At 55.5% G+C, this 20,577-nt stretch carries 16 protein-coding genes; 9 read left to right on the top strand and 7 right to left on the bottom strand.

Annotation, left to right across the window (positions count from 1 at the left end; all coding sequences use genetic code 11):
• The 7 genes from EKD03_RS12160 to EKD03_RS12190 all read right to left on the bottom strand — a co-directional run bounded on the left by EKD03_RS12160 (position 1) and on the right by EKD03_RS12190 (position 8,381).
• On the bottom strand, positions 1-1,311 hold the full coding sequence (locus EKD03_RS12160; protein ID WP_161569255.1) for a WD40 domain-containing protein: 1,311 nt from the start codon (positions 1,309-1,311) through the stop codon (positions 1-3).
• A gap of 171 nt (positions 1,312-1,482) precedes the next feature.
• Positions 1,483-2,622 (bottom strand): M48 family metalloprotease, encoded by a 1,140-nt coding sequence (locus EKD03_RS12165; RefSeq protein ID WP_129630955.1) that lies wholly within the window; start codon positions 2,620-2,622, stop codon positions 1,483-1,485.
• Between the two features lie 163 nt (positions 2,623-2,785).
• A complete protein-coding gene (locus tag EKD03_RS12170) occupies positions 2,786-3,922 on the bottom strand; it encodes a TolB family protein (RefSeq protein ID WP_129630958.1) in 1,137 nt (378 codons plus the stop codon).
• A gap of 157 nt (positions 3,923-4,079) precedes the next feature.
• Positions 4,080-4,475: a Zn-ribbon domain-containing OB-fold protein gene (locus EKD03_RS12175; RefSeq protein ID WP_174842862.1), complete on the bottom strand. Its 396-nt coding sequence runs from the start codon at positions 4,473-4,475 to the stop codon at positions 4,080-4,082.
• Between the two features lie 23 nt (positions 4,476-4,498).
• Positions 4,499-5,662 carry a thiolase C-terminal domain-containing protein gene (locus tag EKD03_RS12180; protein WP_238613507.1) on the bottom strand — a complete coding sequence of 388 codons (1,164 nt, stop codon included), beginning with the start codon at positions 5,660-5,662 and terminating at the stop codon, positions 4,499-4,501.
• A 20-nt stretch (positions 5,663-5,682) separates the two neighbouring features.
• Complete coding sequence (locus tag EKD03_RS12185) at positions 5,683-6,732, bottom strand: hydroxymethylglutaryl-CoA synthase (RefSeq protein WP_129630964.1); 1,050 nt, start codon at positions 6,730-6,732, stop codon at positions 5,683-5,685.
• Positions 6,733-7,091: 359 nt separating this feature from the next.
• On the bottom strand, positions 7,092-8,381 hold the full coding sequence (locus EKD03_RS12190; protein WP_129630967.1) for a hydroxymethylglutaryl-CoA reductase, degradative: 1,290 nt from the start codon (positions 8,379-8,381) through the stop codon (positions 7,092-7,094).
• Between the two features lie 166 nt (positions 8,382-8,547).
• On the opposite strand from EKD03_RS12190, the gene EKD03_RS12195 reads away from it, so the two are divergent.
• The 9 genes from EKD03_RS12195 (at position 8,548) to EKD03_RS12235 (ending at position 20,207) form a co-directional block, all read left to right on the top strand.
• A complete protein-coding gene (locus EKD03_RS12195; protein WP_129630970.1) occupies positions 8,548-9,252 on the top strand; it encodes a hypothetical protein in 705 nt (234 codons plus the stop codon).
• Between the two features lie 296 nt (positions 9,253-9,548).
• Positions 9,549-10,430, top strand: a complete 882-nt coding sequence (locus tag EKD03_RS12200; RefSeq protein WP_129630973.1) for an LLM class F420-dependent oxidoreductase — start codon at positions 9,549-9,551, stop codon at positions 10,428-10,430.
• Positions 10,431-10,675: 245 nt separating this feature from the next.
• Positions 10,676-13,630: a type I restriction endonuclease subunit R gene (locus EKD03_RS12205; protein ID WP_129630976.1), complete on the top strand. Its 2,955-nt coding sequence runs from the start codon at positions 10,676-10,678 to the stop codon at positions 13,628-13,630.
• A complete protein-coding gene (locus EKD03_RS12210; RefSeq protein WP_129630979.1) occupies positions 13,620-14,855 on the top strand; it encodes a restriction endonuclease subunit S in 1,236 nt (411 codons plus the stop codon). The genes EKD03_RS12205 and EKD03_RS12210 overlap by 11 nt, the downstream gene beginning before the upstream one ends.
• Before the next feature lie 27 nt (positions 14,856-14,882).
• A complete protein-coding gene (locus tag EKD03_RS12215) occupies positions 14,883-15,794 on the top strand; it encodes an ABC transporter ATP-binding protein (RefSeq protein WP_129630982.1) in 912 nt (303 codons plus the stop codon).
• A complete protein-coding gene (locus EKD03_RS12220) occupies positions 15,791-16,579 on the top strand; it encodes an ABC transporter permease (RefSeq protein ID WP_129630985.1) in 789 nt (262 codons plus the stop codon). The genes EKD03_RS12215 and EKD03_RS12220 overlap by 4 nt, the downstream gene beginning before the upstream one ends.
• A gap of 219 nt (positions 16,580-16,798) precedes the next feature.
• Positions 16,799-17,911, top strand: coding sequence for an AAA family ATPase (locus EKD03_RS12225; RefSeq protein ID WP_129630988.1), 1,113 nt, complete (start codon positions 16,799-16,801; stop codon positions 17,909-17,911).
• Complete coding sequence (locus EKD03_RS12230; protein WP_129630991.1) at positions 17,908-18,600, top strand: DUF4276 family protein; 693 nt, start codon at positions 17,908-17,910, stop codon at positions 18,598-18,600. Before EKD03_RS12225 ends, EKD03_RS12230 begins: the two co-directional genes overlap by 4 nt.
• A complete protein-coding gene (locus EKD03_RS12235) occupies positions 18,597-20,207 on the top strand; it encodes a type I restriction-modification system subunit M (RefSeq protein ID WP_129630994.1) in 1,611 nt (536 codons plus the stop codon). Before EKD03_RS12230 ends, EKD03_RS12235 begins: the two co-directional genes overlap by 4 nt.
• The last annotated feature ends 370 nt before the right edge of the window (positions 20,208-20,577 follow it).

Genomic DNA, 20,577 nt, shown 5'->3' on the forward strand with positions numbered 1-20,577 from the left:
TCAACTGGGTTCCCCGTGCAGATCCCAGATCTTCACTGAAGCATCAAAACTACCACTCGCCAGAGCCTTCCCATCGGGGCTATAGGCCAGTGAGGTCACACCTTCACCATGGGCATTGATATTATGGATCAGGGTTCCATCAATGACACGCCACAGACGCACCGAACGATTATAATCACCACTCGCCATCGTCATACCATCGGGGCTAAAGGTGACACTAAAGACCGCCCCGCTATTGCCTTGCAGCACATAGAGCAGCGAACCATCGGCCACTCGCCAGAGCCGAATCGAGCCATCCGTCCCCGCACTGACCAAGAGCCGTCCATCAGGGCTAAAGGCAACACTAAAGATCGCATCAGTATGGCCCTGGAGCGTATTCAGCAATGTTCCATCAGCCACGCGCCAAATACGCACATTGCGGTCGTGGCTACCGGTAGCAATCAGACGCCCAGTGGAACTAAACGCGACACTATTCACCGCCCCGGCATGGTCGGTAAAGCGGCGGACGGGCTGCTTATCAATCAGGTTCCAGAGACAGACCGTATGATCCCAGCTCCCACTCACCAGATTCAGCCCATCGGGGCTAAAGGCAACACTAAAGACCGCCCCGCTATGCCCACCCGGCCCCTGAAGGCGATAGAGTGGTGAGCCATCGCCCACCCGCCATGCTTGCACCACCTGATTGCGCCCCGCTGCGACCAACACGCGCCCATCGGGGCTGAAGTTCACACTATTAACCTCACCCAGATCGGCATGCAGTGTATGGAGCAAATAGCCATCTTCGGCCCGCCAAATGCGCGCCATCCCATCCCACGAACCAGTTGCCAAATACTGACCATCACGACTATACGCAATACTATTGACCCAACTCTTAACGGAGATGGTGCGGCGTTGGACTGGATGGAGTGTCTGAGCGGGAGGCAACGGGTTCACCGCCGACGAGCGATTGGCCATCTGGCGGAGATTAAAGCGCCGGTAATGCGCATCAAGTAACTGGCGGCTACAACGCATCGTCATACGTGCCGGCTGGCGTAACGTCTGTTGGCTCAACGTCGCATATTCGGGAGCCGCAGCAACCTCAGGTGCAACTGCAACCTTCAGATTAATTGCATCAACTGCTATCAGACCGGCACGAAAAAGACGACAGAGATCGGCACGCAGCAGCAGCGCATTACTTGTTTCGGCAGGTGCCTTGGGGTCAATCAAGGTCACATCCAACGCCTCTGCAACCGCACAACCGGTGATCGCACACTGACCCTCGTAGGCGGTTACTAACGCCTCACGCAGCAAACTCTGATCAGGCTGCGACATGGCATCCTCCCGCTCCTGCTCTGATATGACCGTGGGGGGAAACGCACCCATACCAAGCACTTTCCGTGAATAGCGCATACACACTGTTACGACAGCATATCCTATCGTACTACAACATGCCACATAATAGCTAGTTACGACACTACCTCGTTAGTTAACAGTTTTATCATTTTAACCTTTCACCGGTACCCCCAGAGTTGGCGTCGGCCCAGGTGTGGGCTGGAATGTATCTTGCGTGCGGGGATGGTGTAGCGTAGTGAAGATAAAGACCGCAAGCAAGATTGTTACCAGTGATGCAATGGTAATAGCAATAAACGGCCAAGATTGGTAGCTTGGAGTATGCGATGGAGCAACCTGATTGAGCAAGGGAGAAGCGGCAGCATGCGCGCGTGCTGTGGACTTGGGCAGGGTACGGAGTTGGAGAGAGTCTACGGCCACGGCTTCAAGATTAGCAATGCGGCGGGTTGTTGAGGGATGGGTAGGCTGTTCATACCAGGGAATCGTCACATCAGTCAAGACTTCGGTCTCAAAAAACGCGATTAGATCATAAGCATAGCCCAACGACGCCGCGAAGGCATCGGCGACATATTCACGCTCAATAAAGTAAGAGCGCCATGCTGATCCCAGCAACGCCGAACCGACACCACCCACCCCAAAGATGATCAGCATCCGCATGATTTGGATACTCATCCCAAAGATCCATCCGATGATCCAGCTTAGATTCATGCGCAACATGGCGAAGATCAGGGTCAGCAGCGCTCCGAGCAGCCACGCAATTGCGTGGGCCAGCCAGCGCAGCAGGTGGAGCAGAAAGCCAGCCATCACAAAACCGCCGGGGATCGTCAGAGCACGAATAGCCAGCATCAGACGCCCATCAAGTGAGGTGTAGTGGCCCAATTCGTGGGCAATCACCCCCGCCAAGAAGCGGCTCGCAAAGAGGTCGCGGTGAATGTAGAGGGTACGGCCAGAGATAGCGGCATTCAAGCCCTCAGTATCCAAGGCAAAGACATGCTTAGGGAAGGTCAGCCCCTGGGCTTGCATCGGGGCCACAGCGGCGGCAAGTTGCGCCTGCTCAGAGCGAGTGAGTGGGCGGGCCGCCAAGTTGCGCCGGATGAGGATGTGGCCACTCGGAATGCCCGCCAACACCAACAACGAGTAGATTACTGGAGCCAGCCCAGCCAGAATACCCACCCCCACACCAATCTGTCCACCAGCAATGAGAGTCACCAGCGCACTCACCAGAGCGAAGCGCACTAGAACGCTCAGCAACTCCAACCCCAACGTGACGATATAGAGGATGATCCCGGCCATCACTTGGCTCCTCGTAGCGTACCTATCCTAGCATCCCGGTTTTGACGCAAAGACGCCAAGGCGCAAAGCCTTCAGAATAAAACCCTAATCAAACCCTTTGCGTCTTTGCGTCAACCAAAGGTTTTGGCTACCCCATGCATGTATGAACAGTTTTACCTCGTACCTACTCCACTGGCCCCCAGGCAAGATCGCCAATCCGCTGCTTGGTGTTGGGCAAAGCCACCGCTGCCCCATGCACCGGCATCCAGCGCAGATCAAGCACCTGATCCTCAGGAGCCACTACCGTCATCGCGCCACTACCATCAACCGCCCACAAGACTTGCCCCAGCGGTTCGTGGAAGATCGGCCCGATCATGGTGGGCGTTCCCTGCGACTGCGCGATCTGCGCCAAGGCAAACTGCAACTTCCCTTGGCCCCCCTCACGTGAGGCCCAGATAAAACGCAGCCCCCCATCGGGCAACCAGAGCGGCGCACGCGCCAGAACGTTCGTAGTCGCCAAGGCGGTCATCGCCCCGGTCTGCGCGTCTGCCTGCCAGAGCTGCGGCCCAGCGCCATCGCCGGCCAACAGCGCAACGCGACGTGCATCCGCACTCCAGTCGGCGTCGCCACAATAGATCACCAAGCCATCCGGCGGACTCAAATGCAGAAACGCACTGCCATCACTCGGCAAGATTCCCAATGTACAACTATTCTGGGTTAGATCATCAATCTCGACCAGCAGGCGGCTGCTATCAGGCGCGATCTTGAATGGATGATACTCGTGCGCCATTTGCATTGAATTGGCCGCATCAGGGAGCGGATCATCCGCGAGCAGCAGTTCCAGAGGGCCACCGGCAGCCTCCATACGGTAGATACCACTGGGAATATCGGGCGGATCGAGGTTGTTCAACAGGCGCAAGTAGATCTGGCTGCCATCGGGCGACCAGACAATATCACTCAGTTCATGGCCCTCAGCCTCGTAACGAATGCGGCGATCTTCACCCTTCGGCCCGCTCAAGACAAGCCGATCCGCTTTCAGATCACCAACCACAAAGGCGAGGTTGCCTTGGGGTGAGATGCCAAAGGTGGCTACCGGCGGGAAACCCTGAACCTCAATGGTTTCAGATGTCACCAGCGCACGGCTCACACCATCACGCTCAATCCGCGCAATCTGACCGTTGTCGAGCACATAGAGCGGAGCGGGCAATTGCGTACTACCCGCAGCACCTAGTGTTGGGGTAGTCGCATTGGGGGCGGTAGAACTACATGCCGCGAGGAGAAGCAGGAGGAAAACGAGGATGGTCGCAGATAATCGCTTCATGTGTATCCAATGGTATCAAGGTATAGGGATGGGAGCGTACAAAGTCCTTGGGGCTGAGGCCCCAAACCCCAAAAAAATATCTTCGGGGGCGGCACAGCCGCCCCCGAACCTCCACCGGATGTATATATCCCATCCCTATATGGCGGTATCCTACCGCCTATTGTACCACCGGGCGAAACTTGTACCCATAGACCAGCACCCCATCGGCACCCGTATCCACCAGTTGGCGGGTGACCATCTCGACCGGCATGCCGATCTCCAGATCGGACTCGGCGCAATCGGTGAGTTGGGCGGTAATCAGGGCACCTTCGGCGAGGCGCACCAGGGCAATCGGGTAGGGCGCGAAGGGTTCGTAGCCTTCAGGAACTTGGCGTAGCATACTGAAGCTGTAGATCTCGCCACGCCCGCTGAGGGTCAGGGTTTCCCAGGTATCGGAGGTCTCACCCAGCGCCAGCGGCTGCATCGGCACCCGCACCTCACCCGTAGCCCGGTTGCGCTCCCCCTGGAGGCGATAGCGGGCCGGGTGGCCACGCCAGTGTCGTGCGATATCCATATCTCTCTCCTCTGGTGGAATTGCTACTCTTCGCCAACCAGCACCGTCGTCGCCGCCGTCACCCCCACCCCACCGAGCACCTGGGCCAGCGCCACCCGCGCCCCGGCCACCTGGCTCGGCCCGGCCTTGCCGGTGAGCTGGCGCACCAACTCAACCACCTGATACATGCCACTCGCCCCGGCGACATCGCCGCGTGCCTTGTAGCCACCCGCAGTTGCCAGCGGCGTGCGCCCGGTCGGGCTGATCGCGCCATCGGCAGCCTCACGCGGGGCAGTGCCGCGCTCATAGAAGCCCATGGATTCCAGCGCCAACACGGCGGCAATCCCGTGCGGGTCGCAGAGTTCGAGCACCTGCACGTCATTCAAACTGAGTTGAGCCTGGGAAAGCGCAACCTGCGCACTGGTGCGAGCCGCCACGAGATCGAGCGGATCGCGCCGCGCACCGAGCGTGGGCGTATCGGTAGCGACCGAGGTACCGGCGACACGGATACGCGGGCCGGGGAGTTCACGCGCAATCGCCTCGGAGGCCACGATCACCGCCGCCGCACCATCCGCCACGGTCGAGCAGTCGAGCATATTCAGTGGCGAAGCAATCGGATTGGCCTTGCGGTACTTATCGGCACTGATCGCAAAGCGGTAGAGCGCCTGGGCATTCTTGGCCGCATTGGCATGTGCATTCACCGGGAAGGGCGCGAAGGCATCCATGCTATAGCCGTGCTCGTGCATATAGCGACGCATCAACAAGGCCCACTGGCCAGTGAGGGTAATCCCGTGAATCCCCTCCGACTCGGCATCGGCGGCCAGTGCCAACCCGGCCTCCAGCGGCGCATCGAGGCGATCCGTCACCTTCTCCGCCCCGATCACTACTGCAACGGCGCACGCCCCCGACTGAACCGCCTGCACCGCTTGGTGCAACGCTACCCCACTACTCGCCCCGGCTGCTTCGATCCGCAGCGCGGGCACCCCCACGAGGCCCGCCGCAGCGGCGAGGTAGGGGCCGAGTTGGCTCTGGCTGGCCATCGTCTCAGCCAACGCATTCGCAACATAGACCATTCCAACATGCTGAGCATCAAGCTGAGGTGCATGGGCAAAGGCCGCCCGCACCGCCTCACTCGCCAGATCGGCGAGGCTGCGTACAAAATGCTCGCCTACCTGCGTGGCTCCCACCCCAATGATATAGGCATCCATAGATGTCTTGCTCATCATTATCACCCCATCACCAGTTTACCGACCCACTTGGCGTAGACGGCATAATCAATAAAGACCGACCGAGCCAGATACGCTGCCGTCAACGGGGCGCGTTCACGTCGTTCGAGCAACGCCTCAGTAACGGTGAGTGCATAGGCATCCGAGCCAGCCCCACTGCCATACGAGGTCACGAAGATGGTGTCGCCGGGCTTGGCCACATCCAACGTCGCGCACAGACCAGAGAGCGCCGCGCCCGAATAGGTGTTGCCAATTTTTGGCGAGAGCAGGCCAGGCGCAATCTGGGCATCGCTAAAGCCGAGCCGCTTGGCCACCGCCTGGGGAAACTTGGCATTCGGTTGGTGGAAGACCGCATAGGTGAAATCCGTCGCAGTGCGCCCCAAGTCATCGAGCAGACGCTTGGCCGCCGACTGAATCGTGCGGAAATAGGCCGGTTCGCCGGTGAAACGGTTGCCGTGGCTCGGATAAGGGCGCTCAGCACGGCGGAAGAAGTCGGGTGTATCGGTGACAAAAGAGACGGTCGCATCAATGGTCGCCAGGGCTTGATCAGCCGGGCCAACCAGCAATGCCGCCGCCCCTGCCGAAGCGGTATACTCCAGTGCATCACCGGGACGACTCTGGGCCGTATCGGCCCCAATCGCCATCACATAGTCGGCCATGCCACTGCCCACCATCGCCATACCCGCAGTAAGCGCTTCACTCCCCGCCTTACAGGCAAACTCCCAGTCACCCGAACTGATCCAGGGTGACGTACCCAACGCCTCGGCCACAATCGTACCGGAGGGCTTGACGCTATAGGGATGGCTCTCGGAACCGATCCAGACCGCACCGAGTTGGTCAGCCTGGATTCCCGCCCGCGCCAGCGCACTCCGCGCCGCCTCGATAGACATCGTCACCGTATCCTCATCGGGGCCGGGGACACTCTTGGCCTCCACCGGCACAGGCCCGTGGCCATCGGTCCAGATGCGAGCGATCTCCTTCGCAGCGATCCGGTAGCGTGGCACATACACCCCATAGCCAATCAGGCCGACAGGGCGATTCGGCTTCATCATGCGGCATCTCCTTCTGGGTTACGAACCAAATGACGGGTATGAGCAAGCTAGGCACTACCATATAAGCGCCCAGGGCAGGGAATCAAGGGCATAGCAAACACAGGCTTACAGGTTGCAAGCTATTGTCTGAGATTATGGAACATATCCGATGGAGTTTTTGGGGCGGCTACGCCCATTGACATGAACTTTAGGGCTAACGCCCTAAAACCCATGTTGGGGCTGCGCCCCAGACCCGCTTTTTTCTCTGTTTTTGGCGGCTTCGCCGCCAAAAACAGAGAAAAAAGTTCTTCGGGGGAGGCGAAGCCTCCCCCGAACCCCCGCCGGGAGGCGTAAGTTCCTATTAAGGGGCGGCTGTAGCGTTAGTGATGCAGTTCAGCAACCAACTCTTCGGCACGGGCAGGCTTAATATTGCGCTCCTGCACCATACGGCGAGCGACCTCATCAACCAAGTGGCCGTGGGCACCAGCGGCCATGGCGATCTGGCGGGCGTGCAGGCCCATGTGGCCCTGCTGGATGCCCTCGGTGGCCAAGGCGCGCATCGCGGCCAAGTTGGAGGCCAGACCGGCACAGACACAGACCTCGGCGAGATCGTTGGCCGACGTGACGTGGAGCAGCTTAAGTGCCGCCTGGGCTGCCGGGTGAACCTTGGTGGCCCCACCGACAATCCCGACCGCCATGGGCATCTCTAGTGTTCCCACCAGATTACCATCGGCATCGCGCTCCCACGTACTGAGCGAGGTATAGGTACCACTGCGCGAAGCATAGGCATGCGCACCGGCCTCAATCGCGCGCCAATCGTTGCCAGTCGCGACGATCACCGGGTCAATGCCGTTCATAATGCCCTTGTTATGGGTCGTGGCGCGATAGGGATCAACCGCCGCAAAGGCATAGGCCCACATAATCCCCTCAGCCACCGCCTCACCGGAGAGGCCGTCGCGCTCAAGAGCCGCAACCGGCACCACACAACGGGCACGGGCCAAGCGACGGTCGCTCAGGTTGGAGAGGATGCGCAGATAGGCGCGCCCACCGGAGATCTCCTCCAGCAACGGCGCAATCGCCTCGCACATACTATTGATCGCGTTAGCCCCCATCGCATCGCGGCAGTCCACCACAAGATGCACCACCAGCATCGGCCCCATGGGGCTAGTAGGGAAGATATGCACCTCAACGTCCTTCGCACCGCCACCCAAGGTGATCAGCGAGCGACTCTGGGCGTTAGCCAACGTGAGGATCTGCTGCTTACGAGCCAAAATATCGTGACGCACACTGTGTGGTGCAGCAACATGAACCAACTGAACCTGACCGATCATCACCGGATCGGTGCTATCCGCACTGAAGCCGCCACCCGCCCGTACCATACGTGCTGCATAGCTGGCCCCAGCCACAATAGATGGCTCTTCAACCACCATCGGGATCAGGTAGTCCTGACCGTTAATGCGGAAGTTGGTTGCAATCCCCAGCGGCAGATTGTATGTGCCGACCACATTTTCAATCATCTTGTCAGCGCGCTCAATCGAGAGTACGCCATGTCCACCGTGGAGCGCCTTCAGGTCTTCATCGACCAGGCCGTCGAACGACTTGACCATCTGGAGCCGCTCAAAAGGATTGAGCTGGTAGAACCCTTGCAGCCGGGAATTCTTGGTGCCCATAGTGTATGACTATCCTCCATCAGTCCTTATAACGAGATTATGGTGACGTACCGCTCGGACACTTGTGAGGATTTTAGCACAGCATGGTCTTTCAATGGCTTGGAAAAGCTCTCAAAACCTATCAAGCCGCTGTCTCAGGCTACCAGATAGGTGCTATAATAGGCTCATGCGCTGGTTTTTTGCTCTGTTCATCCTGATAGGGCTTGTGGGTTGTAGCGCTCCTCCAGCCACCACGAGTACCACACCAATTCCCCAGCCAACCGTCCCCGGCTTGGCGGAGGTACTTGAGCGTCCGCCAAAAGAGGCGATCCAGACGATTGGGTATCTGATACCAATGGATGGTGGAGCGGCTCTTATAGGTGGGCTGAGCTTTGCGCATGGCGAATCGCCGCAAGCGCTTGAAATTGCCGGGAGTATCTGGTTACCGGAGCCTCTGGTGATCCCCGCCGCAAACCCGCAGGCCGCCGCGTGGCAACTTGTCCAAGCCAGTGGCACACTGAGTGCAGTGGGCAACTACGGCCCCAATGGGGGCTATCCCTACCAATTGGAGCAGATTCAGCTCAAAGCACTGGAGATCAGCGATCTGAATATTGAGCAACTACTCAGTAACACTGGGGGGTATATCAATCAGGCGGTACGCATCCGCGCCCAGATCCTGATCAGCGAGTCCTCGGCGCTCTTGGTCGAAACACTGGGCAGCGGTGGGGTTCCCGATGCGAATGCACGCCAGATCAAACTGAGTGGCCCGGTTGAACGCGGTGCGCTGCTGGATCAACTGAATGCGAGTGGCAATACCCACTTTGGTGCGGTTGAGGTGGTGGGCATCTGGCACGGGCAGAGTCTGTATGTGCTGAGTATCAGGGCGGAGTAAGACTAGCCATCGTGCGCCTGCGGGGGTTCGGGGGCGGTGCAGCCGCATACGTGTTCGGTTACGCCCCAAGGTAGCACCGGCTTCCTGCCGGTCGGTGGCGCATCATAACCGGCTGGAAGCCGGTGCTACCCTGTGCCTGTGTAGGGGCGCGTCGTGACGCGCCCTCCGGTGCGATGATCGCAGCGACATACGGCGTGGGTACGCCTGGGGCGCGTCGTGACGCGCCCCTACGCGGTATTCCTTAACCGAATGCCTATGCGGCTGCGCATTATCTGTCGCAAGATAGGAGCAGCGAGATGAAAATCGGCCTACAGATTCCGAGTTTCACCTGGCCCGGCGGCGATGCCGCGATTGGCCAGCACCTTGCCGAGATTGGCCAGCGCGCCGATGAGGCTGGCTTCGCCAGCCTGTGGGTGATGGACCACTTCTTCCAGATCCAGTTCGCTGGGCCGGCTGAAGACCCAATGCTGGAGGGCTACAGCGCACTAAGTTTTCTGGCCGCCGTCACCCGGCGCGTCACACTCGGCACGCTGGTCACGGGTGTGATCTATCGCTACCCCGGCATCCTCGCCAAGACAGTGAGCACCCTGGACGTGCTATCGGGCGGACGCGCATGGCTGGGAATCGGGGCGGGTTGGTACGAACGTGAGGCGAAGGGGCTGGGCACGCCCTACCCGCCGCTTAAGGAGCGCTTCGAGCAGTTGGAGGAGGCACTACAGATCGTACTCCAGATGTGGGCGGGCACGGTAGCGCCCTTTGAAGGCAAGCACTTCCATCTGGCCGAAACGCTGAATCAGCCCCAGCCAGTACGCAAGCCACGTCCGCCGATCATGGTGGGCGGCACAGGCGAACAGAAGACCTTGCGCATGGTGGCCCAGTATGCCGACGCCTGTAACCTGTTCGACCGCATGGGTGCCGACACGATCCGCCATAAGCTCGACGTACTCAAGCGCCACTGTGAGCAACTGGGGCGGCCCTACGAGGAGATCGAGGTGACCACCCTCGGCACGGCCCACATCGCCCCCGGCGCACAGAGTGCGGACGACATCATCACCCACTGTAAATCTCTGGCCGCCCTCGGCGTACACCACGCCATCTTCAACATGCCGAACGTCTCCGAGTTGGCCCCGCTCACGGTCTTCAAGGAGCAGATCATCCCCGCTGTCGCCGACCTATAGTCCATACTAGCGGTGGGGATGCGGGGGCGGTAACAGTTCACACTTCTCCTAGCCTCTAGGTTTTGACGCAAAGACGCAAAGCCTGCAACAAAACCTTTGCGTCCTTGCGCCTTTGCGTCAACACGAGGTTTCTTTTACCCCAAGTGTGAACAGTTACGACGCTGGCTGAGCTTGTCGAAGCCAGCGCGGATGGTGTACTATGGAGAGCTAGAGGGCCATCTATCTGTAGTCACTGAGCATTGCCCATGAACGAGCAGCACATCGAAGCAGATTTGATCGTCAAGCTCCAGGATCTCAAATATACCTACCGCCCGGATATCCGCGACCGCGCCGCGCTAGAGCGTAATTTCCGCGCGAAGTTCCAGGAACTCAATCGGGTCACGCTCACCGATAACGAGTTCCAGCGGCTGCTGGAACAGATCGTTACGCCCGATGTCTTTATGGCTGCCCGTACTCTGCGCGAGCGCAACAGCTTCGAGCGCGACGATGGCACGCCCCTTTTTTATACCCTGGTCAATCTCCGCGACTGGTGTAAGAACACCTTTGAGGTGGTCAACCAGTTGCGCATGAATACCGACAACAGCCACCATCGCTACGATGTGTTGCTGTTGATCAATGGCGTGCCGGTGGTGCAGATCGAGTTGAAGAACCTGCCGATCAGTCCGCGCCGCGCTATGCAGCAGATTGTTGATTATAAAAACGACCCCGGCAACGGTTACACGAGAACCTTGCTCTGCTTTCTGCAACTCTTCATCGTCAGCAATCGTAGCGACACATGGTACTTCGCCAATAATAGCGAACGCCACTTTAGCTTCAATGCCGATGAGCGCTTTCTGCCGCTCTATCAGTTCGCTGGTGTAGATAATCAGAAAATCACCCAACTCGATAGCTTTGCCGAGCAGTTTCTGGCCAAGTGTACGCTGGGCGAAATGATCAGCCGCTATATGGTGCTGGTCGCCAGCGAGCAAAAGCTGCTGATGATGCGCCCCTATCAGATCTATGCGGTCAAAGCGATTGTTGAGTGTATCCACCACAATGCGGGTAACGGCTACATCTGGCACACCACCGGCAGCGGCAAGACGCTGACCTCCTTCAAGGCGTCCACGCTGCTCAAGGATAACCCCGACATCGAAAAATGTCTGTTTGTGGTTGATCGCAAAGACCTCGACCGGCAGACCCGCGAAGAGTTTAATCGCTTTCAGGAGGGTTGTGTCGAGGAGAATACGAATACGGCGGCGCTGGTGCGGCGGCTGCTCTCCACCGATTATGCCGACAAGGTGATCGTGACCACCATCCAAAAGCTCGGCCTCGCGCTCGATGAGAGCAATAACTACACGGCGCGGCTGGCAGCACTGCGCAACAAGCGCATCGTCTTTATCTTCGACGAATGCCACCGCTCGCAGTTTGGCGAGAACCATAGGGCGATCACGGGGTTCTTTCCCAACGCCCAGCTCTTCGGCTTTACTGGCACGCCGATCTTTGAACAGAACGCGACCTATCAGCAGATTGATGGCCAGCAGGCTTCCTATAAGACCACCGCCGACATCTTCCAGCGGCAGCTTCATGCCTACACCATCACCCATGCGATTGAGGATCGCAATGTGCTGCGCTTTCATGTGGACTACTACAAGCCCAGTGGCATGCAGGCGCTCACGCCGGGGCAAACGCTGGCGAAGCAGGCGATTGTCGCAGCGATCCTTGAGAAACACACCGCCGCCACCGCTGGGCGACGCTTCAATGCGCTGCTGGCCACCAGTTCGATCAACGACGCGATTGAGTATTATGATCTCTTCACGCAGCTTCAGGCCGAAAAACAGGCCGCCGATGCCTCCTTCCTGCCCTTGAACGTCGCCTGCGTCTTCTCACCCCCCGCCAACGGCAACAAGGATGTGCAGCAGATTCAGGAAGATCTGCCGCAGGAGAAGGCTGACAATACGGTTGATCCCGACCAGAAACAGGCGGCACTGAAGGCCATCATTGCCGACTACAACCGGCGCTACAGCACCAACCACAGCCTGAACGAGTTCGATCTCTACTATCAGGATGTGCAAAAACGGATCAAAGATCAGCAGTACCCCCTACAGGATGTGCCGCACGCGCAGAGGATTGACCTGGTGATTGTGGTGGATATGCTGCTCACCGGCTTCGATTCCAAATACCTGAATACGCTCTATGTAGATAAGAATCTCAAGTACCACGGGCTGATTCAAGCCTTCTCGCGCACCAACCGCGTGCTGAACGACACCAAGCCCGATGGCAATATCCTCGATTTCCGCCAGCAGGAAGATGCGGTCAACGATGCCATCGCCCTCTTTTCCGGCGAACATCTTGATCGCGCCAAAGAGATCTGGCTGGTCGATCCGGCCCCGGTGGTGATTGACAAGCTGGCCGCAGCCGTCCAGAAGCTCGATCTCTTCATGCAGTCGCAGGGGCTGGCCTGCGCACCCGCAGCCGTGTCCAACCTCAAGGGCGACGCCGCACGCAGCGTCTTTATCGAACGCTTCAAAGAGGTGCAGCGCCTCAAGACCCAGCTTGAGCAGTATACCGACCTGACCGCCGAGCATACCGCCAGCATCGAGCAGATCATCGCCCGCGATCAGTTGCAGGCATTCCGGGGCGTCTACCTGGATGTCGCCCAGCGCCTGAAGGCCAAGCAGGACAAGGCCACCACCAGCAAAGAGGTGCAGCAGCTTGATTTCGAGTTTGTGCTGTTTGCCTCGGCGATCATTGACTACGACTACATCATGAAGCTGATCGCCCACTACACCGAGGCCAAACCGGGTAAGCAGACCATGCAGCGCGAGGAGCTGATCGGCCTGATCTGCGCCGATGCCAAGTTCCTCGACCAGCGCGAGGATATTGCTGCCTATATTGACACACTCCAGCCCGGCCAGGCGCTGAACGAACGCGAGATCCGCAGCGGCTACGAGACCTTCAAGGCCGAACAGGACGCCCGCCAGCTTGCCGCCGTTGCCGACAAACACGGTATAACTAGCGCCGCACTGCACACCTTTGTTGATGGCATCCTGCACCGCATGATCTTCGATGGCGAGCAGTTGAGCGACCTGCTGGCCCCGTTGGGGCTGGGCTGGAAGGTGCGCACCCACAAGGAGTTGGCGCTGATGGACGACCTTATGCCCCTGCTCAAGAAGCGCGCCGCTGGGCGCGAGATCTCTGGGTTAGGTGCCTATGAGCAATAATAACAGCGACCCCAACGAGACGCCATACGAACTACCACGCACAGCGACACCCCGCCTGCGCTTCGCGGAGTTTCGGGATGCGGGGGAGTGGGAGGAGAAATCTTTAGGTGGTATCGCTTCTTTTTACAAAGGGAAAGGCATTTCGAAGGCAGATATCAACTTAAAAGGAGAAACTCTATGTATTCGTTACGGAGAACTTTACACGATTTACAATGAGATTATCAACGAAGTTATCTCAAAAACAGGTTTACCTGCATCTGAACTTTTTCTCAGTCAAAAGAATGATGTGTTAATTCCATCATCAGGGGAAACAAAGTTGGATATCGCAAGAGCATCTTGTGTCTTGCTTGATGGTGTTGCTCTAGGTGGTGATTTGAACATTCTCAGGACAAACGAGAACGGCATCTTTTTGAGCTATTTGCTAAACGGTTCACTTAAGATAGAAATTGCAAAAAAAGCCCAAGGCGATACTGTTGTTCATTTGTATGCGAACCAGTTGAAACTACTCAAAGTGTTAATTCCCAAACCACTTGAACAACAGCGCATCGCCGACTGCCTCGACTCCCTTGATGAACTCATCGCTACGCAGAGCCAGAAGCTCGACGCGCTCAGGGTGTACAAGAGCGGGCTGCTGCAACACCTCTTCCCCGCCGAGGGCGAGACGGTGCCGCGCTTGCGATTTCCGGAGTTCCAGGAGGCGGGGAAGTGGGAGATCAAAGAAGTTGGAGAAGTTTTCAAGGTCACTCGTGGCGAAGTTCTTTCTATGAATTTAGTACAAGATACAAAGACAGAAAAAATACCATATCCAGTCTATTCATCTCAGACAAAAAATAATGGATTAGCAGGTTTTTACTCGAAGTATCTCTATGAAGATGCTATTACATGGACGACTGATGGCGCAAATGCCGGTGATGTAAATTATCGGCTAGGCAAATTTTTTTGCACAAATGTTTGTGGGGTTTTAATAAGTGAAGATGGTTTTGCTAACGCTTGCATGGCTGCCCTAATTAACAACGTTTCAAGAAATCATGTTTCCTATGTCGGAAATCCGAAGCTTATGAACGGGGTAATGAGCAAAATAGAAATTCCTTTCCCATCACTCCCCGAACAACAACGCATCGCCGACTTCCTGACCTCGCTCGACAACCTCATCGCCGCACAGGTTCAGAAGGTGGATCTGCTCAAGGCGCACAAAAAAGGCTTGATGCAGCAGATCTTTCCTTAACAGAACTACATGATATGAAGGCGCAGCATGGATTTTGCAATCGAAACAAGCGGATTATCAAAATCCTTCGGTCACGTATGCGCGGTTGAATCGGTCAGTCTGCGCGTGAGACACGGAGAAATCTACGGCTTTCTCGGACTCAACGGCGCAGGTAAGACCACCACCATCCGCGCCTTGTTAGGCATGATCCGTCCAAGTGCGGGGTCGGTCAAGGTACTAGGGCAAGTCATCGGGCCAAATGAGCGCGGGCCATGGCGGCAGGTCGGTTATTTGGTCGAGAGTCCTGCTGCCTATCCTGAATTGAGCGTTCGGGAAAACCTAGAGATCGCCCGCTGCCTGCAAGGGATTTCGAGCAGGAACGCCACAACCCATGTCATCGAGCGCATGGGGCTTACCCCTTATGCAGATCGAAAAGCGGGCACACTTTCGACAGGTAACCTGCAACGCCTGGGCCTAGCGCGCGCGTTATTGCACGAACCAACGTTGCTGATCCTCGACGAACCCGCCAATGGCCTCGACCCAGCAGGCGTAGTCGAGATTCGTGAACTGCTGGCGAGTCTCGCCCACGAAAAAGGCGTGACCGTATTCATGTCCAGCCACATCCTAACGGAGGTGAACCGCCTCGCCACGCGCATCGGCATCATCCACAAGGGGCGTTTGATCGAGGAGCTCGATGCAGAGAAACTGGAAGAAATGCGATTGCAGCGCCTTGAAATCAAAACGCGCAATCTTGAAGCCGCACAAAGCACATTGACTCAGGCCGGCTTCACCGTAAAGATCAGCGACACCACGCTTATCTTGAACGAAGAGCGCGCCATAAACGCACCGGAGGAGGTGGCAAGCATTCTTGTCAACGCAGGAATACCGCCATTCAGGCTCGCTGTGGAACAGGAGGATCTGGAAGAGCATTTCCTGCGGTTAACAGGAGAACGGAAATGAACACTTTCCTTGCTGCTTTTTGGGCCGAGACACTCAAAGCACGCCGATCCAAAGTCGCTCTGCTAACAGCCGCCGGATTCTTGATCCTTCCCATCGTAGACGGACTATTCATGTTCATCCTGAAAGACCCGGAGCGTGCGCGGACGATGGGATTGATCGGCGTAAAAGCACAGATCACCGCAGGTGTGGCCGATTGGCCCACATTCTTTCAAATGCTCTTACTGGGAACTGCTACTGGGGCAGGCATCCTATTTGCATTCATTACGGCGTGGGTCTTTGGCCGTGAGTTTTCCGATCACACCGTGAAAGAACTACTAGCCCTCCCCACCCCACGCGGGATCATCGTCGGCGCAAAGTTTGTAGTGATTGCCCTTTGGATGCTAGGACTCACCCTCATGATCTTCGTGATCGGACTTGGGATTGGAACGGTCGTCACTATTCCCGACTGGTCTCCCGAATTACAATGGGCATCATTTTGGTCGCTTATGCTCATCGTTCTCATAACCTCTATGCTCGTGCCGTTTGTCGCTTTGTTTGCCAGCGCGGGACGCGGCTACATGCTTCCGCTTGGTTGGGCCATTCTCACGATGGCACTTGCCCAAATCGCCATCGTCATGGGTTGGGGAGATTGGTTTCCGTGGTCTGTGCCAGGGCTGATAGCTAGTCTCAGTGGGGCGAGCACCGAGCGTATTGAATTGCACAGTTATATTGTGGTATCGCTCGCTTTTATCGTAGGGATTGCGGCAACCTTCGCGTGGTGGCGGAATGCAGATCAAGCGCAATAGCTATTGTTGACGCAAAGACGCCAAGGTTTTATGAGGCGGCGGGGTGGCTTCGACAAACTCAGCCAGCGCAGGCTCAGCCAGCGCAGGCTCAGCCAGCGCACCGAAGCCACCGCACCGTTGGCTGAGCCTGTCGAAGCCATACGGTGCGCCCGAAGGGTAGCACCGAACGCCTATTATGATATAATCAGGGCAAATAATTTAGTATAGGAGGGCATTTATATGGAACGGCTTACATCGTTAAGCCTACAAGGCTATAAATCTATCGAAAAAATAGACAACTTAAAACTAGATACGATCAATATTCTGATAGGAGCTAATGGTTCAGGAAAGTCTAATCTTATTTCTTTTTTTAAACTCTTAAATTGGATGACCCCATCACCAGGAAATTTACAGTTCTTCCTTGGTCGAATAGGAGGAGCAAATGCGCTACTGCACGATGGTGCGGCAATAACTCCGCAAATCAGCGCCAATCTCACATTTCAGACAAAAGAAGGAATAAACGAATACTACTTCCGGCTGTTTCATGCTGCAACAGATACACTAATTTTTGCAGAAGAGCGTATTAGATATACCCCGAATACATCAACAGATGCAAGGAATTGGATATCTTTGGGAGCAGGACACAGAGAGGCAAATATCATATTAAAGGCTGAGCAAGGAGATCGGACAGCCCGAAAGATTCTGTCCCTTATGAAACAGTGTGTTGTTTATCAATTCCACAATACCTCCGAAACTGCACGTATCAAACAGAAATGGAACATCAATGATAATCGTTTCTTGAAAGAAGATGGAGCAAATATTGCGCCATTATTACTAAGATTAAGAGATAGCAATCCAAAATACTATATACGAATTGTCGAAACCATTCGACAAGTAGCACCTTTTTTTGCTGATTTCGTCCTAGAACCGGTAAATGATACTGTAATCCTTCAGTGGCGCGAGAAAGATACCGACATAGTTTTCGGACCACATCAAGCTTCTGATGGCACATTGCGAATAATGGCGCTTATCACACTGTTATTACAACCAGAGAATGAACTTCCAATGGTAGTCATTCTTGATGAACCAGAATTGGGATTACACCCGTATGCAATTAGCATCCTGGCAGGAATTCTACAAAGTATCGCGACACACACCCAAATTATTTTAGCAACTCAGTCAATGACGTTAATTGATCATTTTTTACCAAACCAGATAATTGTTGTAGATCGACCGCGAAGATCTTCTGAATTCAGACGATTAAATGAAGACAAGCTAAAGGATTGGTTAGAGGAGTACTCAATTGCTGAACTTTGGGAGAAAAACGTCATTGGAGGAAAGCCTGCACAATGATCAGATTGCATTTTATTGTCGAAGGCCAGACAGAGGAGACCTTCGTGAATCGTGTACTGTCACACTTTCTCGGTCAGTACATGATTTCTGTTGATGTTCGGCGTATAGAAACTAGCAGAAGAAGTGGAAAAATTTATCGTGGTGGAATAACAGAGTACATAAAAATAAAAAAAGACGTTACTTTATGGATGAAAGAAGATCAAAATAATGACGCCTTCTTTACTACAATGTTTGACTTATACGCATTACCCAATGACTTCCCGGAATTTACTTTAGCAAAGCAATCAAACGATGCGTATGATCGAGTAGAAATTATGGAACAAGCCTTTGAGAAAGATATTTCAGATCCTAGATTTATTCCATATATACAGTTACACGAATTTGAAGCACTTATTCTTTCAGATCCTCGTTGCTTTGACTGGGAGTTTATCAACCATAATAAAGCAATATCCCAACTTATTGAGGTCTGTTCACAGTTTGACAGTCCTGAATTAATCAATGACAACCCAAACACCGCACCTTCAAAACGGATCATTCAACTCATACCGGAATATCAAGGTCGTAAAAGTTCAGCAGGCTCGCTGATTGCAGAAAAAATTGGTATTCCATCAATAGCAGCAAAATGCCCCCACTTTGCTGCATGGCTCAAAAGACTCGTGGCATTATCTACAGAGATACCAGATCTATGACCGATAAGAACCACCAACAACTGGGCAAAACCCTCTGGGCAATTGCCGACCAGCTACGCGGCGCGATGAATGCCGATGACTTCCGCGACTATATGCTGGCGTTCCTCTTCCTGCGCTACCTGTCCGATAACTACGAAGCGGCCACCAAGCGCGAGTTGGGGACGGATTACCCATATCCGCAGGCCGATTCCAACGCGCCGCCACTGATGCTCTGGTACAAGCATAACCCCGACGACATCAAAGAATTTGAAAAGCAGATGCGCCGTAAGGTGCATTATGTCATCAAACCCGAATATCTCTGGGGCAGCATTGTCGAAATGGCGCGCATCCATGATAGCGAACTGCTGAATACCCTGCACGATGCTTTCAAATATATCGAAGAAGAATCCTTCGCCAGTACGTTCTTGGGTCTGTTCTCCGAAATCAATCTGAATTCGGAAAAACTTGGTAAACGGTATGAAGATCGCAATGCGAAGCTTTGTGCTATCATCACCAAGATTGCTGAGGGGTTAGCGCAGTTCTCCACCGACAGCGACACCCTGGGCGACGCCTACGAATACCTGATCGGTCAGTTTGCGGCTGGCTCCGGCAAAAAGGCCGGTGAGTTCTACACCCCGCAGCAGATCTCTAGCATCCTGTCCGGCATCGTCACACTCGACAGCCAGGACCCCAGCACCGGCCTCAAAAAGCGCCTCGAAAGCGTCTTCGATTTCGCCTGCGGCTCCGGTTCGCTCCTGCTGAATGTGCGCAACCGGCTCGGTGCGCACGGCATCGGCAAGATCTACGGCCAAGAGAAAAACATCACCACCTACAACCTGGCGCGAATGAACATGCTGCTGCACGGTGTCAAAGACTCGGAGTTCGAGATCTGGCATGGCGACACCCTGCTGAACGACTGGGAGATGCTGCGCGAAGATAACCCGGCCAAAAAGCCGCAGTTTGCTGCGGTGGTCGCCAATCCGCCCTTTAGCTACCGTTGGGAGCCAACCGACACGCTGGCCCAGGATGTGCGCTTTAAGAACCACGGTCTGGCGCCTAAATCCGCCGCCGACTTCGCCTTTTTGCTGCACGGTTTTCACTACCTCGCGCAGGAAGGCACCATGGCGATCATCCTGCCACACGGCGTGCTGTTCCGTGGCGGCGCAGAGGCACGCATCCGCCAGAAACTCTTGAAAGACGGCCACATTGACACCGTGATCGGCCTGCCCGCCAACCTCTTCTACTCCACCGGCATCCCGGTCTGCATTCTGGTGCTGAAAAAGTGCAAGAAGCCCGACGATGTGCTGTTCATTAACGCCAGCGAACACTATGAAAAAGGCAAGCGCCAGAACAGCCTATCGCAGGCGCAGATCGCCAAGATCATTGACACCTACCAGTATCGCAAAGAAGAAGATCGCTACTCGCGGCGCGTCACGATGGAAACCATCGCGGCGAATGACTACAACCTGAACATCTCGCGCTACATCAGCACCGCCGTGTCGGATGCGGAGATTGATCTGGACGTGGTCAATGCCAATCTGGTTGAGCTAGAGCAGAAGATCGCGGCGTCAACCCAGCAGCATAACAAGTTCCTCAAAGAGCTTGGCCTGCCGCTTTTGCCGGAGTAAGGAACCGAGCGAGTTGCACGTAGCGGACTCTAGAGATTAACCGCAGAGAACGCAGAGGACACAGAGGACACAGAGGACACAGAGGACACAGAGGACACAGAGGACACAGAGGACACAGAGGACGCACAGAGAAGAAGCGCCCTCTCGCTCCTTGCTTCATAATCTGCATAATCTGCATAATCTGCATAATCTGCATAATCTGCATAATCTGCATAACTCACCTTACGCACCCAGAAAATCAGGGATATGCTACAATCTGAACTATGAAAAACGATGAACTGTTCGACCTCTATAGTGATTATCTCATTAGCTCCTTCGGTCAAACGACGGCAACCGGGTTGTCCGCATTGATGGAAGGGGAAATCAGTCA

This window comes from Candidatus Oscillochloris fontis (assembly GCF_004138135.1).
In the GTDB taxonomy this organism is placed as follows: domain Bacteria; phylum Chloroflexota; class Chloroflexia; order Chloroflexales; family Chloroflexaceae; genus Oscillochloris; species Oscillochloris fontis.

Coding starts and splice junctions, on each gene's coding strand:
- EKD03_RS12160 (WP_161569255.1), bottom strand. CDS start 1,311: ATGTCGCAGCCTGATCAGAGTTTGCTGCGTGAGGCGTTAGTAACCGCC.
- EKD03_RS12165 (WP_129630955.1), bottom strand. CDS start 2,622: ATGGCCGGGATCATCCTCTATATCGTCACGTTGGGGTTGGAGTTGCTG.
- EKD03_RS12170 (WP_129630958.1), bottom strand. CDS start 3,922: ATGAAGCGATTATCTGCGACCATCCTCGTTTTCCTCCTGCTTCTCCTC.
- EKD03_RS12175 (WP_174842862.1), bottom strand. CDS start 4,475: ATGGATATCGCACGACACTGGCGTGGCCACCCGGCCCGCTATCGCCTC.
- EKD03_RS12180 (WP_238613507.1), bottom strand. CDS start 5,662: ATGGATGCCTATATCATTGGGGTGGGAGCCACGCAGGTAGGCGAGCAT.
- EKD03_RS12185 (WP_129630964.1), bottom strand. CDS start 6,732: ATGATGAAGCCGAATCGCCCTGTCGGCCTGATTGGCTATGGGGTGTAT.
- EKD03_RS12190 (WP_129630967.1), bottom strand. CDS start 8,381: ATGGGCACCAAGAATTCCCGGCTGCAAGGGTTCTACCAGCTCAATCCT.
- EKD03_RS12195 (WP_129630970.1), top strand. CDS start 8,548: ATGCGCTGGTTTTTTGCTCTGTTCATCCTGATAGGGCTTGTGGGTTGT.
- EKD03_RS12200 (WP_129630973.1), top strand. CDS start 9,549: ATGAAAATCGGCCTACAGATTCCGAGTTTCACCTGGCCCGGCGGCGAT.
- EKD03_RS12205 (WP_129630976.1), top strand. CDS start 10,676: ATGAACGAGCAGCACATCGAAGCAGATTTGATCGTCAAGCTCCAGGAT.
- EKD03_RS12210 (WP_129630979.1), top strand. CDS start 13,620: ATGAGCAATAATAACAGCGACCCCAACGAGACGCCATACGAACTACCA.
- EKD03_RS12215 (WP_129630982.1), top strand. CDS start 14,883: ATGGATTTTGCAATCGAAACAAGCGGATTATCAAAATCCTTCGGTCAC.
- EKD03_RS12220 (WP_129630985.1), top strand. CDS start 15,791: ATGAACACTTTCCTTGCTGCTTTTTGGGCCGAGACACTCAAAGCACGC.
- EKD03_RS12225 (WP_129630988.1), top strand. CDS start 16,799: ATGGAACGGCTTACATCGTTAAGCCTACAAGGCTATAAATCTATCGAA.
- EKD03_RS12230 (WP_129630991.1), top strand. CDS start 17,908: ATGATCAGATTGCATTTTATTGTCGAAGGCCAGACAGAGGAGACCTTC.
- EKD03_RS12235 (WP_129630994.1), top strand. CDS start 18,597: ATGACCGATAAGAACCACCAACAACTGGGCAAAACCCTCTGGGCAATT.